Annotated in this window: 12 protein-coding genes; all 12 read left to right on the forward strand. The window is 66.8% G+C overall.

Going from position 1 to position 15,347, the window contains the following annotated elements:
* The first annotated feature begins 294 nt into the window (after positions 1 to 294).
* The 12 genes from ACSQ24_RS24590 (at position 295) to ACSQ24_RS24645 (ending at position 15,335) form a co-directional block, all read left to right on the forward strand.
* Positions 295 to 1,062: a calcium-binding protein gene (locus tag ACSQ24_RS24590; RefSeq protein ID WP_436097221.1), complete on the forward strand. Its 768-nt coding sequence runs from the start codon at positions 295 to 297 to the stop codon at positions 1,060 to 1,062.
* 73 nt (positions 1,063 to 1,135) lie between these two features.
* Positions 1,136 to 3,430, forward strand: coding sequence for a glycosyltransferase (locus ACSQ24_RS24595; protein ID WP_436097222.1), 2,295 nt, complete (start codon positions 1,136 to 1,138; stop codon positions 3,428 to 3,430).
* Complete coding sequence (locus ACSQ24_RS24600; RefSeq protein ID WP_436097223.1) at positions 3,427 to 4,260, forward strand: class I SAM-dependent methyltransferase; 834 nt, start codon at positions 3,427 to 3,429, stop codon at positions 4,258 to 4,260. Before ACSQ24_RS24595 ends, ACSQ24_RS24600 begins: the two co-directional genes overlap by 4 nt.
* Complete coding sequence (locus ACSQ24_RS24605; RefSeq protein WP_436097224.1) at positions 4,257 to 5,510, forward strand: glycosyltransferase family 4 protein; 1,254 nt, start codon at positions 4,257 to 4,259, stop codon at positions 5,508 to 5,510. The genes ACSQ24_RS24600 and ACSQ24_RS24605 overlap by 4 nt, the downstream gene beginning before the upstream one ends.
* Positions 5,507 to 6,274: a hypothetical protein gene (locus tag ACSQ24_RS24610; RefSeq protein WP_436097225.1), complete on the forward strand. Its 768-nt coding sequence runs from the start codon at positions 5,507 to 5,509 to the stop codon at positions 6,272 to 6,274. Before ACSQ24_RS24605 ends, ACSQ24_RS24610 begins: the two co-directional genes overlap by 4 nt.
* Positions 6,275 to 6,277: 3 nt before the next feature.
* The gene (locus tag ACSQ24_RS24615) at positions 6,278 to 8,458 is read left to right on the forward strand and encodes a glycosyltransferase family 2 protein (RefSeq protein ID WP_436097226.1); all 2,181 of its coding nucleotides are present in this window, start codon (positions 6,278 to 6,280) and stop codon (positions 8,456 to 8,458) included.
* 2 nt (positions 8,459 to 8,460) lie between these two features.
* Entirely contained in the window at positions 8,461 to 9,765 is a 1,305-nt protein-coding gene (locus ACSQ24_RS24620; RefSeq protein ID WP_436097227.1) for a glycosyltransferase family 4 protein, read from the forward strand.
* A 32-nt stretch (positions 9,766 to 9,797) separates the two neighbouring features.
* Positions 9,798 to 11,003, forward strand: a complete 1,206-nt coding sequence (locus ACSQ24_RS24625) for a polysaccharide pyruvyl transferase family protein (protein ID WP_436097228.1) — start codon at positions 9,798 to 9,800, stop codon at positions 11,001 to 11,003.
* On the forward strand, positions 11,000 to 12,202 hold the full coding sequence (locus tag ACSQ24_RS24630; protein WP_436097229.1) for a hypothetical protein: 1,203 nt from the start codon (positions 11,000 to 11,002) through the stop codon (positions 12,200 to 12,202). Before ACSQ24_RS24625 ends, ACSQ24_RS24630 begins: the two co-directional genes overlap by 4 nt.
* Complete coding sequence (locus ACSQ24_RS24635) at positions 12,199 to 13,659, forward strand: polysaccharide pyruvyl transferase family protein (protein ID WP_436097230.1); 1,461 nt, start codon at positions 12,199 to 12,201, stop codon at positions 13,657 to 13,659. The genes ACSQ24_RS24630 and ACSQ24_RS24635 overlap by 4 nt, the downstream gene beginning before the upstream one ends.
* Positions 13,660 to 13,777: 118 nt before the next feature.
* Positions 13,778 to 14,812, forward strand: coding sequence for a GSCFA domain-containing protein (locus ACSQ24_RS24640; RefSeq protein WP_436097231.1), 1,035 nt, complete (start codon positions 13,778 to 13,780; stop codon positions 14,810 to 14,812).
* Between the two features lie 241 nt (positions 14,813 to 15,053).
* Entirely contained in the window at positions 15,054 to 15,335 is a 282-nt protein-coding gene (locus tag ACSQ24_RS24645) for a hypothetical protein (protein WP_436097232.1), read from the forward strand.
* Positions 15,336 to 15,347 lie beyond the last annotated feature (12 nt).

Below are 15,347 nucleotides of genomic sequence, written 5' to 3' on the forward strand. Positions count from 1 at the left end.
CCCGATGAACGATGCAGCGAAAGCTGCAACGATATTGCAGAAGAAACACTTCGAATTTCGTAGCAACTTCAGGCAATAATCCTTGCTTCAACAATATATAAAAAGACAATAACTTTGCTGCATCGCAAAAAAGTCATAATAGATTGCTTGATAAGCAGAATATCTTGGCTACTCTCTCGCTCGTCGACGATGGCGTCCTTTGGGCTCGCCGTCAGAACCGCACCGTTATTCGGATAATGCAGAATTATTTCTGCGTTATGCGAAGGTGCTCTCTGATCACCCAGGAGGTGACGAATGGCCACGATCGAAGGCAGTGCGTTTGATGATTTCTTGATAGGGACCCGTTTTAGCGACGTGGTTCATGCTGGCGCCGGCGACGACTTCGTCAGAAGCGGCAACGGCGACGATACAGTCTTCGGTGAGGACGGTGACGACATTATCTTCGGTGATAATGGCGACGACTTCCTTTCCGGCGACGCAGGTGACGACGCCCTCTTCGGCGGCAATGGCGACGATGCCCTGCTCGGCGGCGAAGGCGACGACTTCCTCTCCGGCGGCAAGGGTGACGACATCCTGCAAGGCGGCGCCGGCGAGGACATTCTGCAAGGCGCCGAGGGCAACGACGTGCTGCGCGGTGGCGTGGGCGACGACGTCCTCTTGGGCGGCAAGGGCGACGACGTCCTGCAGGGTGGTGACGGCAACGACCTGCTCCAGGGCGGTGCCGGCGACGACATCCTTCAGGGTGGCGCTGGCGACGACGTGCTGTTCGGCGGCGCGGGCGACGACATCCTGCAGGGCGGCGCGGGCGATGACGTCTTCGTCTTCAACGGCGGCGGCGGCAACGATGTCGTGCTCGACTTCGACGCCGGCCACGACCTGCTGCAGGTCGCCTCGGGCATCAACGGCACCGATATCGGCTCGGCCGAGGACGTGGCGGCGCGCGCCACCACCGTCGGCGGCAATGCCGTCATCGATCTCGGCAATGGCGACACCGTGACCATCGTCGGCGTCACCGCCGAGGATATCCAGGCCGACCCGGGCTCCTACTTCACGGTCGCCTGACGCGGCGCGGCGCCGGCCGGAGTTCTCTCTGGCCGGCGCCGCATCCCTGCCCCTTTTTCGGAACATGGCACCCATGCTCTCTCTCGCGCCTGCACCAGTTGCGGAAGGCCTGAGCCCGCAGCTGGATCTGTCCCGGCTGAGCGGCTCGGTTTTTCTGCTGAGCTGGACCATCGAAGCACCCGTGCTCTCCCGCCCGCGTATTGCGCTGACGGCGCGCGAGAAGCGCCTCGCCTCGGGCTCGATCGCGCTCGCCCTCGGCGACGGCCGCATGCGTGTGCTGGTCGTCTTTCGTCATGGCGCCGGCGACCTCGTCGCAACTCTTTCGGACGACAGTTCCGGCGGCGACATCACGGCTCGGTTCGACCCCGACCTCGTCCATGGCATGGCCGATGCGGATGAGCTGGTACGGGACATCACGCCGGATGCGCGACGCACGCTCGCCAACGCCCTGATCGGCCATTGGCCCAGCCTGTTCGGCCTCAGCGAGAGCGCCAGCTATCTTGGTTTCCTGCGCCAGTTCCTGCTGATTCTCGCGCGCAAGCCGGGCGCGGCGACACCTGTCACCCGGCTCGCCGAGGGCAAGGTCCTGCTGGAATCGACGGTTCCAGGCCGGCTCTCCGGCGTGCGCACCGCCTACAGGCTCGATTCGAGCGGCCTGTCACGCCTCGCCGCCCGGCCGCGGCTCGGGCGCCCGGATCGCGCCGGCAACCGTCCCCTGCACCTGATCATCGACGAATTCTCACCTCAGGCCGGCGGCCTGTTGATCCTTCAGGCCGAATCCGGCCTGATCGTCCGCGCGGTCACGCCGCGGCAGGATATTCCCTCGCTGGGGCGTTGGTGGGCGGGCAAGGCCAGCCAGCGCGATGGCCTGCGCAACTGGCTCGTCGAGCAGCTCACCGGCCTCTCCGAACAGGGCCGTCTGCTGGCGATCGAGATGCAGCGCCGGCTTCCCCTCGCCGTCCAGACAGTGCGGCGCAATGACGACGTCCCGTCGGCCGAGCTCGACCTTGCTGTCACCACCCCGGCCGGCCTGCTGCTGGGCGGCTGGTATCGCGATGCCGAGGGCGTGCTCGAACAGGTGCTGCTGCACCGCTCCGAAGGCGAACCGATACCGGTGCTCGATCGGCTGGAGCGTTTCCCGGCACTGCTGCCGGCCGGCTCCAACGGTGACGTGAAGCGCGCCACCGGCTTCGCTGCGCTGGTCCGGGGCTACGCCTCGGGCGCGCCGGTGCTGCAGCCGCGGGTCGAGCTCCGGCTGAAATCCGGCACCGTCCTGTCGCTGCGCCCTGCCGTGCAGCCGGCGGACACCGTCGCCATCCGCGCCCGGGCGCTGGCCGCGATCCCGCCACAGCATCTCAGCGCGCAGATGCTGGAGCGAACGATCGCACCGGTCCTGGCGGAATGCCAGAAGGCGTTGCGCGAGACCCTGCCGGAACCGCAGATCAGGAGCTTTGGCAAGGCGCCGGCAAATCCGACGGTTTCGGTCGTGATCCCGCTCTATCGCGTCTACGAGTTCCTGCGCGTGCAGGTCGCCGCCTTCGCCGCCGATCGCTGGTTCAGCGAGCAGGCCGAGCTGATCTACGTGCTCGACTCGCCCGAGCACGAGGCCGAGGTCGCCCATCTCCTCGGCGGGTTGTTCCTCGCCTACGGACTGCCGATGCAGCTGGTGGTGATGGGCCGCAATGGCGGCTTCTCTGCCGCCTGCAACGCCGGCGCGACCGCCTCTCGCGGGCAGGCGCTGGCCCTCGTCAACTCCGACGTGATCCCTGACAGCGAAGGCTGGCTGCCGGCACTGGTCCAGCGGCTCGACCGGCACAAGCGCATCGGCGCGGTCGGTCCCAAGCTGCTCTACGATGACGGCTCGCTGCAGCATGCCGGGCTCTACTTCAAGCGCGACAGCAAAGGCACCTGGCTCAACCATCATTACTTCAAGGGCATGCCGAGCCATTACGCGCCGGCCAATATCGAGCGCCCGGTGCCCGGCGTCACCGGCGCCTGCATCGTGCTGCCGCGGGCGCTGTTCATGGAGGTCGGCGGCTTCGATGACGCTTATGTCATCGGTGACTACGAGGATAGCGACCTCTGCCTGAAGATCGCTCGGGCCGGGCTCGGCGTCGTCTATGTGCCCAGCGTCTCGCTCTACCATCTCGAGCGCCAGTCGATCTCGAAGAGCATCGACTACACCCGCGGCGTCGCCTCGCAGCACAATTCCTGGCTCCAGACCCGGCGCTGGGACGGGCAGATCGAGGCGCTGATGGCGGCGATCGACAAGCCCGCGCCGCAACAGCCCGCGCCGGCGCCGGATCTGCGCCCCGACCCGGAATTCCTTCTCTCCCGCGCCAATCTCAGGAGGGCGACAGCGGCATGACGGCGACCCTGGCCTTGCGACAGACCACGCCGGAACCGGCTCCCGCGATCGAGCCGGCGACGCCCGAGCTCGCTTGGCTGATGGCCCACGTCCAGACGAACCGTTTCCTGCCGCACCCGCCGCCGGATTCGATCTTCGTCGGTGACGGCGACTATCGCGCCATCGGCGCCGAGTTCCTCGGCCATTTCGTCCGGATCGGCCGGTTGAAGCCGCATGAACGCGTCTTCGACATCGGCTGCGGCATCGGCCGCATGGCCGTGCCGCTGACGCAATATCTCGACCCCGGGCGCGGCAGCTATGACGGGGTCGATCCCGTCATGGACGGCATCCTCTGGTGCGCCCAGACGATCTCTCCGGCCTATCCGCGCTTCCGTTTCCAGCGCCTCGACATCGCCCACCCGCTCTATAATCCGCAGGGTTCGCTGCCAGGCAACGAGGTACGCTTCGGCTTCGCCAACCAGAGCTTCGACTTCATCACCATGACCTCGGTGGCGACGCATCTGCCGCCGGACGAGCTCGTAGTCTACCTGAACGAGGCGGCGCGCCTGCTCGCGCCGGGCGGGCGCCTGTTCCTGACCGCCTTCGCGCTCGATGGCCAGGTCACCGGCCAGGAGAGATTGAAGTTCCGGCGCTGGGGTGAGGGGCCGGGTTGGTACGCGATCGAAGAGGCGCCGCTGGCGGCCGCCGGGATCGATGCCGGCTTCCTGCTCGAACATGCGACGCAGGCCGGTCTCGCCGTCGAGCGGCTCGACCCCGGCCATTGGCGCGGCCAGAGCGCGGCCCACTACCAGGATCTGCTGATCGCGGTGAAACCGGGAGTCCAGCGATGAGCCGGCGCATCCTCGTCGTCGCCCACAACCATCCGGACCTGCATCCCGGCGGCACCGAGATCTTCGCGCATGACCTGGCGAAGGCCTATCGCGCCGAGGGCTGCGAGGTGCTCTTCCTCGGCGCGACCAATGCGATCCATCGCCAGCCGCATCCCGGCACCGCGTTCCAGGCGACCGGAGCGGATGGCGACCTGCTGTTGTGGAGCGGCCATTTCGACCGCTTCCACCTCAGCCAGATCGATCACTACGGCACCTTGCAGGATCTCGGCTCGCTGCTGACCGAGTTCCGGCCGGACGTGATCCACGTCCACCATCTCGTGCTGATCGGCGCCGAGTTCCTGGCGCTGGCCCGGCGGTTGCTGCCGCAGGCGTCGATCGTGATGACGCTGCACGACTACTATTCGATCTGCCATCATGACGGGCTGATGGTGCGCGTCAGCGACAAGCAGCGCTGTACCGGCGCGACGCCCGGGAAATGCCATGGTTGTTTCCCGGAGATCGGCCCGGACCGCTTCCTGCTGCGTGAGCGTTTCCTGAAGACGCATCTTGCCGCCGTCGATCGCTTCGTCGCACCGAGCCGGTTCCTGCGGCAACGCTATGTCGACTGGGGTCTGCCGGGCGACAAGATCGAGGTCGTCGCCAATGCAAGGCCGGCGCAGATGCCGGTACCGCACCGGCATACCCATGGCGCGCGCAACCGCTTCGGCTATTTCGGCAATCTCAATCCTTGGAAGGGGGCACTGCCGCTGCTGCAGGCCGCCAAGCTCATGCGGGAGCAGGGAACGGACGGTTTCGAGCTGCGCATCCATGGCGGCGCACCGTTCCAGAGCGAGACCTTCACCACAGCGCTCGACAAGGCGCTGGCGGAAGCAGGCGCCGAAGTCACGCATTGCGGCCCCTATCGCCGCGACGAGATGCCGGCGCTGATGGCCGAGGTCGACTGGGTGGTGATGCCGTCGATCTGGTACGAAAACGCACCCCTCGTCATCCAGGAAGCCTTCCAGCACCGCAGGCCGGTGATCGCCAGCAATATCGGCGGCATGGCCGAGATGGTGCGCGACGGCGTCGACGGGCTGCATGCTCGTCCGGGCGATCCCCGCCATCTCGCGCAGGTGATGCGGCGCGCCGCGAGCGAGGACGGGCTCTGGCACCGCCTCGTCGACGGCATCGATCCCCAACCCGGCATGGGCGCCTGCGCGCAAGCGCATCTTGCCCTGTTCGATCAACTCAAACTGGCGGAGGCGGCATGACCAGCATGACGACGATGCACAGTCCGGATGGGACCGTGACCGAAGCGAGCCAAACCCCGGCCCGGCTCAACGGGCGCGTCGACGCGCTCGACGGCAACCGGCTGCATGGCTGGATCTGGGACGAGACGCGTCCCGAGGAGCGGCTGACCGTGCGCCTGATGCGCAATGGTCTCAAGGTGCAGGAGGCAGTGGCCGACCAGGGCCGCATCGACCTGCGTCGCAACGGCATCGGCGACGGCAGGCATGCCTTCGCCATGGAGCTCGACGACCGGACGGCCGCGGCGCGGGATGCGCTGACGATCGTCGGTGTCTCGCCCAGCACCGGCGCCGAGCTCGAACTGCGCCTGCCGCCGCCGGCGGAGCTCGCCGCGGAGGCGGCGATCGCGGTGCCGCTGGCGCGGTTCTTCGACCGGGTCGAGGCGCTGATCGCCTTGCAGCGGCGCTCGCAGCTGACCCAGAAGGAGCTGCTCGACAAGGTTGGCGAGCTTGGCGTGCAGCTGGCGGAGCATCGTCAGCGCGAGGCCGAGACAAAGCAGTCGGAGGAGAGCGAGGGCAACGGCGCAGTCGCGACGCGGCTTGCCGAGCTCGATGTCTTTCAGATGCGCTTCGACCAGACGCTGCGCGCCTTCGACGACCGGCTGGTCGCGATCCGCAAGGAGGCGAAGGCGCCGCTCCGGCAGGTCACGGTCGTCCTCGGCTTCCTCTCGGGCCTCGCGGCGGTGCTCTCCTTCGCCACGCTCGCTGTCACGCTGATGGGCAACTGAGCGATGAACGAGGTCATCATCCCCGAGCGGACCAGGGTCAGCCCGGCGCCGACCGTCGCCTGGACCCCACTCGGCGAGAACGCGATCCTGATCATGAGCGCCTGTGACGCGATCCCCGGCAAGGTGCCGGTCGCGGTCGACGGCAATCCGCGCAACAAGGTCGAGACGATGGCGCTGACCTGGCGCCGGCCGCAGGCCGACGCCACGCAAGCCGTCGGCTTCCTCTGCCTTGCACCCGCCCCGTCTCCGGATCGTGCCGGCTCCGGCGCGATCCTGCTCGGCCGACCCGGCCGGCCGCTGCGACTGATCCTGGCGCCGAAGCCGCTGCCGCTGCAGGCCTTTCTTGCCGCGCTGGCGGACGAGGCCGGCCAGGCCTTCCCGACTGTCGTCGACGGGCTCCTGGAAGTGCTGCTCGCCGGCAAGTCGAACCCGCGTCGCCTGCGCGCCGTCGGCATGCTCCTGCAGTCGGTCGCCAAGCCCGGCGGCTTCGTCGAGGTCATGGGCCCGCTCGACGACGGCATCTTCGTGCAAGGCTGGACCGCGAACTTCGCCGCCGGGCGGACCAAGCTGCTGGTCGCCCATGGCGGGCTCTCGCCGGCCGTGCTGGAAGCCGGAACCTTCGAGCGCGACGACCTCGGCGAGGGGGCGCGTGGCTTCTTCGGGCTGCTGGAAGAGTGCGCCATACGCCATCCCAGCGAAATCGAGCGGCTGTTCTTCCGTGCCAATGATGGCTGGCGCGCGCTCGAAGTCTACGAGCGCCATGTCGTGCTCGAGCAGATCACCGTGCCTGGCCATCTGCGCGACGGGCTGCAGCGCGGCGCCGCCCCAGCTGCCACGGCCGAGAAGCTGAAGCACGCCTCGCAGCGCTTCGACGGGCGCGACACCATATCCTTCCTCGACCAGCCGGTGCGCGCCGGCATCGACGACGCCACCATCGTCGAGGGCACCGGCGTCCTGATCATCGGCTGGCTGTTCGATCCCGAACGCCAGGTCGGCAACGTCGTGCTGCGCAGCGGCACGCAGTCCTGCACCGTCGACAATATCTGGACACGCGCCGTGCGGCCGGACGTCACCGCCGCCTTCGCCGAGGATCCGCGCTTCGGTCCCGCCATGGCGAGCCGGCGCAACAGCCATGGCTTCATCGTCTTCGCGCCCAAGCTGCTGCCGGAGCCGGGGCAGCCGCTCTATCTCGAATTCGAGGTCGAGGGCCATGGCCCTGCCTTCCTGCCGCTCGCACCAGGCCGCAATCCGGCACGGCGCGCGCTGGAGCGGGTCTTCGGCCTACTCGATCCACGCTCATCGACCGCGATGGCCGTCGTCGAAAAGCAGATCGCCCCTGCCCTGCAAGCCGCCGAGATCGCGCCGCCCAAGGCGGTCGAGACGCACGATATCGGCCGCTTCAACGCCGATGCCGCCATGGGCCTGGTGATCGGCCTCGATCATCGTCAGCGCGAGCTCTCCAGCCTGTTCGCCTTGCTCGCGATCGATCCCGAGATCAAACCGCTGCCGATCGTCGTCGCTGCCCCCGGCGAGAGTTTCGACCGGCTCAGTGCCGAGGCGCGCCGGCTGGCGCGGTTCTATGGGCTCCAGATTCGACTCGTCCTGGTCGAAGGCGTCGAGGATACCTGCGATGCGCTGGAGGCCGGCGTGCGCGCCTGCCGCTTCCAGACGGTCGCGCTGCTCTCCGGCGCGGCCCAGATCCGGATGCCGGGCTGGCTCGGGCGGCTCGAGCGCGCCTATCGCGGCCGCGGCGGCCACTGCGTCGCCAGCCCGACCCTGCTGTTCGAGGATAATTCGATCCGCTGGGCCGGCGCCTGGCTCGAAGGCGAAGGCGCCGGACGGCGGGTCTACAACCGCTTCGTCGGCTATCCCCTGGATGCGATCGGCAGCCTCGGGCCGATGGAGGTCGCCGCTGGCGCGACCGAATGCTGCGTGATGTCGCGCAATGCCTTCATCGAGGTCGACGGCTTCTCGCGCAGCTACTTCACCACCGGCGAGAAGGGTCTCGATCTCTGCCTTAAGCTCCGGATGAACGGCGTGCCGTCGCTCTGGGTGCCTGAGGTCGAGATCTACGTCGTCGAGGACGCCGAGACCCGCCCGCATGTCGGCGCGCTGATCAGCCTCGCCGACCGCACCAGCTTCGACCGGCGCTGGGCGCTGGCCATTTCTAACATGAGAGGATGAGCATGCGTATCCTCGTCGTCTCGCACGGCCACCCTTCCTTCTCGCTCGGTGGCGCCGAGGTCGCCTCCTACAACCTGCACAAGGGCTTCCGGGCCAAGGCCGAGGTGGACACGCACTACCTCGCCCGGGTCGGCGCGCCGACGCCGCGGCATGGCGGTACGGCCCTGATGAGCCTGCGCCAGCGCGGCGGCGAACTGCTCTATTACGCGGAGGAGTACGATCACTTCCTGCTGTCGAACCGCGCCACGGACGAGATCGAGCGCGACTTCGTCCGCGTGCTGCGCGACCTCAAGCCCGACGTGGTGCATTTCCACCATTTCATCGGGCTCGGCCTCGAATGCCTGTTCGCGGTGCGCGACACGCTGCCTGATGCGCTGATCGTGGTGACCTTCCACGAATATCTCTCGATCTGCCACCACCACGGCCAGATGGTGAAGACTGGCGCGTTCAAGCTCTGCTACCGGGCCTCGCCGAGCGACTGCAACGCCTGCTTCCCCGACATCTCGCCGGCACGCTTCCTCGCCCGCGAGACCTTCATCAAGGGCATTCTCAACCTCGCCGACCATTTCGTCTCGCCGAGCCGCTTCCTGGCCGAGCGCTACCAGCAATGGGGTCTCGCAGCCGAGCGCTTCTCGGTGATCGAGAACGGCATCGACGTCGCCGAGGTGGCGCCGCCGCGGCCAGTGCCCGAAGCCAATGGCCGGCGCTCGCGCTTCGCCTATTTCGGCCAGCTCACGCCCTACAAGGGCGCCGACGTGCTGCTCGACGCCGTCACCCGCATTCCGGACTCGGTCTGGGGCGAGGACAGCGTGCTCCTGGTCTATGGCGGCAATCTCGACAGGCAGCCGGAGGCCTACAAGAAGAAGTTCGCCGATCTGGTCGAGGCCGCCGGGCGGCGTGTGCGCTTCTGCGGCGCCTTCCAGAACCACGAGATGCCGAACCTGATGCGCTCGGTCGACTGGGTGGTGATGCCCTCGGTCTGGTGGGAGAACTCGCCGATCGTGATCCAGGAGGCCTTCTTCCATGGCCGCCCGATCCTCTCGAGCAATCTCGGCGGCATGGCCGAGAAGATCACCGACGAGGTCGACGGACTGCATTTCCGTTCCAGCAGCCCGGAGGATCTCGTCGACTGCATGACCCGGGCGCTGAGCGAGCCCGGGCTATGGGAGCGCCTGCGCGCAGGCATCAAGAAGCCGCTCAGCCATGTCGACTGCGCCGACCAGCATCTTGCGCTCTACCAGCGCCTGATCGCCGAGCGGGGCATGCCGGCTCCGGCCAATCGCGCCGCCGCGCCGATGATCGCGTGAGCTGGGGCTGATAAAAGAAGGGAGAACGCACCATGGCCCGCATCCTCGTGATCAGCCCATCGGGCGAGGTTTACGACCACGACAACGTCCGCTGGTACGAGCACGCCCAGCTGCAGAACCACATCGAGCACTACCACAACATCGGCGACGCCTTCGTCTTCGACTCCTCGCTGAAGCTGCTCAATTTCGAGGCGCTCGAGGAACTGCCGATCACCAGCATCGATGAGGCACAGATCGACCGGTTCAACGCCGAGTTCGACTATGTCTTCCTGCGCGGCTCGAACTATGTGCACGCCGAGATGGACTGGAGCCGGACCGCCGAGGTTCTGCGCCGGCTGAAGTTGCCGGTGATCGCCTTCGGCATCGGCGCGCAGGCGCCGGTCACCGGCAAGCTCGAATTGAGCGAAGACACCAAGACCGTCCTCAAGCTGATCTCGGAGTCGACCGCCTCGCTCGGCGTGCGCGGCACCTATTCGGCCGAAGTGCTGAACGGGCTCGGCATCAGGAATGTCCGGATCATCGGCTGCCCCACTGCCTTCCGCAACAACCGGCCGGATCTTTCCATCCGCCTGCCGGCGCTCGACACCGTGAAACAGGCCGGCATCACGCTGCGCCGCGAAGTCTCGAAGCACTACGCCAAGGACATCAAGCGCTACCTGACCTTCCACCGCGACCTGGTGAAGGCGATGGCTGAGCGCTTCGAGGTCACGCTGATGGCCCAGGGCGAGGTCGAGGAGAAGAAGCTCGCCCTCGGCTCAGCCCAGCAGAAGGAAGAGGGCATGGCCGCCCTGCGCGAGAACGGCTGGGCGACCCAATGGTATCTCGATGAGCGGATGGAGGAGCTCTACCGCAGCCGGATGTTCTATTCGGACGTCGTCGCCGAATACGAGCAGCTCGTCCGCAGGCTCGACCTCGTCCTCGGCTACCGGCTGCACGGCAATCTGATGGCGCTCGCCAATGGCACGCCCTCGATCTACTTCACCTATGACAGCCGCACGGTCGAGTTCGCCGAGACCTTCCAGATCCCGAGCGTCGACGTCTTCGACGGCAAGGACTTCCGCTTGGAAGACTACTGGGAGCAGGCGCGGTTCGACCGTTTCAATGCGGCCTATGCCCGAACCTACGGCGCGATGAGCGCCTTCCTCAGCGAGAACAAGATCGACCACAAGATGGTGAAGCCGGCTGCGGCTGCCTCGCCCGCCGCACCGGCTCCCGAGCCGGAAAGGAAGGTGGCATGAGGAGCGCCCGCACCGCCTTCGCCTGGCTGCCAGCGGCGTTGCTGGCAGTCGCAGCTCCGGTCGCCGGCCTCGCGCAGCAGGCGCCGGGGCCCAAAGGGGTCGGCTATCGGCTGGAGATCGCTCCCGACGCGAAGGAGGAGACGGTCGTCTCCTGGGCGCGCGAGCGCTGCGAGGAATGGGACCTGCCGGACGCGCCCCTGCGTGCCTTCCGCGACAACAAGGGCGAGGTCGTCGCCTTCGCCAGCCATTACCGCAGCCGCCCGCTGATCGGCGGCAACCTCGCCTCGATCCGCAAGAGCTGCGCGGTCTCGTTCGAGGCGAAGAGCAGCGCCGACCCGAGCCAGTTCAGCGACAAGAGCTGGATCGCGGCGACCTGGACCGGCGATGGCCGCAATGTCGAGGCACTGGTGCACGCCGAATACCACGCCGACAAGCATCCCGGCGCCTGCCGCTTCAAGGATGCCATGAGCTGCTGGTACAACGTCGTCACCGCCGCCCATTCGAGCGATGGCGGCCTGAGCTTCAAGACCGACGAGCCGCGCCCGCTGGTGGCGGCCCCCGGCTTCCCCCAGGAGGTCGGCCAAGGCCGGCATCGCGGCTTCTTCAACCCGTCCAACATCGTCCAGAAGGACGGCGCCTGGTATGCGCTGATCATGACCACTGGCGGCGAGGGCCAGAAGAACGGCGTCTGCCTGTTCCGGTCGAGCAACATCAAGGACCCGACCTCCTGGCGCGCCTTTGACGGGCAGGACTTCACCATCCGCGCGGTCGATCCCTATCGCGATGATCTGAGCGAGGCGCGGCCCTGCCAGACGCTCAAGCCGCTGCCGACCACGGTCGGTTCGCTGACCAGGCACGAGCCCAGTGGAAAATGGCTTGCGATCTTCCATCTCGGCCCGGACCCCAGCCAGAACATTGCCGGTGGCCGCGTCGCCTATAGCTGGTCGGACGACCTCATCCGCTGGTCGCCACTGCAGACGCTGATGGTCCACCCGACCATGTGGAGCAAGAATTGCAGCGACCGGCTGCGCTACGGCTATGGCGCGCTCGCCGATCCGGCCTCGCGCTCGCGCAATTTCGAGACCACCGGCGACGAGGCCTATCTCTTCATGACCAGGATGAAGGTCGCCGACTGCAAGCTCGGCCCCGACCGCGACCTCGTCCGCCTCAAAGTTCAGTTCGTCAAGGAGGGGCCATGAACGCGCCCGTGCTCAATCTCGGCTCCGTGGTCTCGGCGCAGAACGCCATCAAGATCCTGCGCGCCACCACCCGCGAGGTCGTCGTCGCCATCGGGCGTCGCCCCGATCGAAGCTGGCCGGTGCTCAAGCTGATGCTCGACGGGCAGGAATACGCCACCATCCAGCCCGGCGCGATCATCACCGGCGAAGCCGATGTCGCTGAACTGACCATCCCGCTGCCAAGCTTGCCCAATGGGCGCCCCCACTCGGTCGCGATCGCCGATGCAGCCACGGGCACGCTCTCCCCGGGCTCGAATCTGCGTCCGATCGCGACCGAGACCAAATTGCGCGCGCTGGTGATCTACCCGGCCGGCGAGGTCTACGAGCACGACAAGGTGCGGTGGTACCGCGCGCCGATGGAGAAGCTGCTCAGCGATTATTTCAACATCGGCGACATGATCGTCTACGACTCGACGCTGAAGCTCCTGCGCTATGCGCATCTGGAGCCGATGAAGATCATGTCGCCGACCGATGCCGACATTGCGCGCTATGCCAGCGAATTCGACTTCGTCTTCGTGCGCGGCTCGAACTTCATCCATGAGAGCATGGAGTGGTTTCGCGCCGTCGAGGTACTCGAGAAGGTCAAGCTGCCGGTCTACGCGATCGGCGTCGGCGCCCAGGCGAGCCAGAACCGCAAGATCGAGCTCCCCGAGGCGTCGAAGCGCTTCTGGTCGATCGTCGCCGAGCGTTCGGCCGCGATCGGCGTGCGCGGCGCCTTCAGCGCCGAGACCCTGCGCCAGAACGGCATCCGCAATGTCGAGGTGGTCGGCTGCCCCTCGATCTTCCGCACCCGCAACCGCGACCTCAAAATCCGCATCCCCGACCAGCGCGAGATCCGCAAGGTCGCCTTCAGCCTGCGCCGCGAAGCCGACAAGAGCTACACGGCCGATCCCGAAGCCTATCTGCGCAACCAGAAAGCCGCGCTGCTCAAGGTCGACGGCCAGAGCGAGATGGTGATGTCCTCGCATGGCGAGCAGGAGGAGAAGGCATTCTTCCTGCGCGATGGCGCCGCCAAGGAGAAGGCGGTCGCGGAGTTCGTCAAGACCAAGTGGTGGGACGGCCCGGAGGATGCGCCGATGCGGCGCATCTATGAAAAGCAGCTGTTCTCGTTCTTCGACGTCGAGCGTTACGACGAATTCGCGCGCTCGATCGACCTTGCCGTCGGCTATCGCGTCCATGGTGTGCTGCCGGCGGTCGCGCAGGGCGTGCCGGGCGTGCTCGTCGCCTATGACACGCGCAGCCAGGAACTGGCCGAGACGCTGAAGATTCCGGTCGTGCCGGAAGCGACACTCGCTGAAGGCGGCTGGCGCGCCGTCTACCAGGAGTCGGCGCTGAACAATCTCGCGAAGAGCTATGCCGCCTCCTACGACCGGATGCGCGGCTTCCTCGACTACAACGGCATTCCCCACCGTATGTGAGGCCAGACCCGGCGCGGCGAAGATCGCGCCGACGGAGAGGAAATGCCCCGGAGGTCTCCGGGTCATCAGCAAGTGCCCGGCGAGCCCGAGAGGTTTGCACGAACGTTAGGAGACGGTCATGAAGATCGAATACAACGCAGGCACAGCCCTATCCATCATGCGCGGCAATCCCGTGCGCGGCTGGATCTCGGGCAAGCCGGAGAAGATGGCCAAGGAGCGGCTGACGACCGGCAATTACCTTTCCGTCGAGCACAAGCCGAAATTCAAGATCGACCCGTCCTGGCCGATCTTCACCATGGGCTCATGCTTCGCCCGTGAGGTCGAGAACATCCTGATGATGCGTGGCCTGCCGCTGCTGCTGCGCGGCCATGGCGTGCCGGCCGAGCATTTCGAGAGCTGGAACGAAGAGACGGGCCGCGGCGGCGGCGCCAATCGCGGCGAGCTCAGCCGCGGCGCGCTCAACAAATATTCGGTCCGCTCGATGACCCACGAATTGAAGCGCGTGCTGCGCGGCGAGAGCTACCCCAATGAGGGCCTGATCGAGCTCGCGCCCGGGCAATGGTTCGATCCCCATGCCAGCGGTCTCAAGCCGCTCGACCGCGACACTGCCTTCGCCAATCGCAAGCGCCTCACCGAGGCGACAGCGACGATCAAGAATGCGCGCATCTGCTTCTTCACACTCGGCCTGACCGAAACCTGGCTCGACGCCGAGACCGGGATCGCCATGAACGCCCATCCCGGCCCGACCTGGCTGCAGCGCATGCCGGAACGCTTCCGCTTCGTCGATTACGGCTATGACGCGACGCTGGCCGACATGCTCGACATCATCGGTCTGATCCGCGAGCACTGCCATCCAGAGATGCGCTTCATCGTCACGGTCTCGCCGGTACCGTTCGGCGCGACCTTCAAGGACGCTGACGTGATCGTCGCCAACAGCGCCTCGAAATCGCTACTGCGCGCCGTCGCTGAGGAGCTGTTCCGCCGCTTCGACTTCGTCGACTACTTCCCGAGCTACGAAATCGTACTCAACTCGCCGCGGGCGATCGCCTTCGAGGAGGACCAGCTCCACATCGCCCGCGATATGGTCGCGCATGTGATGACGACCTTCCAGGGCGCCTATCTCAGCGAAGCCGCGCAGCCGCAGGCGGCCTGAGCCCGTTCCGATCGGCTGGCATTGCCAGCCGATCGGTAAAACGGTCTCAGACTCAAAGTAAGAGACGGATTCACCGGTCAGGTTGGAAACAACCTAACCGGATCCGGCTCTGAGCGACGATCACCGGTCGCCGCGGGCGGCTTAGCATGCCAAGATGTGCCGGGCGCCGGAGAGCGGCCCCCGGCGCAGGCTTGTCCGGTGGCCGTCCGACCGCCCGATCGATCACCGTCGGGAGGACGAGATGAACGTCGCCAATCTACAGCTCGAAGGCATGCTGCTGGCCTTCTCGGCCGTGCTGCGCTCGCTGGTCAGCTCCGGTGCGCTCAGCGAAGCGCAGCTCAAGGCCGCGCTGGCCGAGGCCGAGGAGACCGGCCTGGCCGACCAGCAGCGCTGCGAACAGCTCAGCCCGAGCCAGCGCGACTCGCTTGCCTTTGCCGCCCGCTTCCTGTCGATCGCGACGCGGCCGGAAACCGGGATGCGACGGTTCTCGGAGGTGGCGCGCGAGGTCGGGCGCACCACCTGACGCCTCAGCCAA

Source organism: Allobosea sp. LjRoot237, from assembly GCF_964253285.1.
Classification (GTDB): domain Bacteria; phylum Pseudomonadota; class Alphaproteobacteria; order Rhizobiales; family Beijerinckiaceae; genus Allobosea.

Bases quoted from the DNA above. Each gene is read 5' to 3' on its own strand.
- ACSQ24_RS24590 (WP_436097221.1), top strand. From the start codon at position 295: ATGGCCACGATCGAAGGCAGTGCGTTTGATGATTTCTTGATAGGGACC.
- ACSQ24_RS24640 (WP_436097231.1), top strand. From the start codon at position 13,778: ATGAAGATCGAATACAACGCAGGCACAGCCCTATCCATCATGCGCGGC.
- ACSQ24_RS24600 (WP_436097223.1), top strand. From the start codon at position 3,427: ATGACGGCGACCCTGGCCTTGCGACAGACCACGCCGGAACCGGCTCCC.
- ACSQ24_RS24615 (WP_436097226.1), top strand. From the start codon at position 6,278: ATGAACGAGGTCATCATCCCCGAGCGGACCAGGGTCAGCCCGGCGCCG.
- ACSQ24_RS24610 (WP_436097225.1), top strand. From the start codon at position 5,507: ATGACCAGCATGACGACGATGCACAGTCCGGATGGGACCGTGACCGAA.
- ACSQ24_RS24645 (WP_436097232.1), top strand. From the start codon at position 15,054: ATGAACGTCGCCAATCTACAGCTCGAAGGCATGCTGCTGGCCTTCTCG.
- ACSQ24_RS24605 (WP_436097224.1), top strand. From the start codon at position 4,257: ATGAGCCGGCGCATCCTCGTCGTCGCCCACAACCATCCGGACCTGCAT.
- ACSQ24_RS24625 (WP_436097228.1), top strand. From the start codon at position 9,798: ATGGCCCGCATCCTCGTGATCAGCCCATCGGGCGAGGTTTACGACCAC.
- ACSQ24_RS24635 (WP_436097230.1), top strand. From the start codon at position 12,199: ATGAACGCGCCCGTGCTCAATCTCGGCTCCGTGGTCTCGGCGCAGAAC.
- ACSQ24_RS24620 (WP_436097227.1), top strand. From the start codon at position 8,461: ATGCGTATCCTCGTCGTCTCGCACGGCCACCCTTCCTTCTCGCTCGGT.
- ACSQ24_RS24595 (WP_436097222.1), top strand. From the start codon at position 1,136: ATGCTCTCTCTCGCGCCTGCACCAGTTGCGGAAGGCCTGAGCCCGCAG.
- ACSQ24_RS24630 (WP_436097229.1), top strand. From the start codon at position 11,000: ATGAGGAGCGCCCGCACCGCCTTCGCCTGGCTGCCAGCGGCGTTGCTG.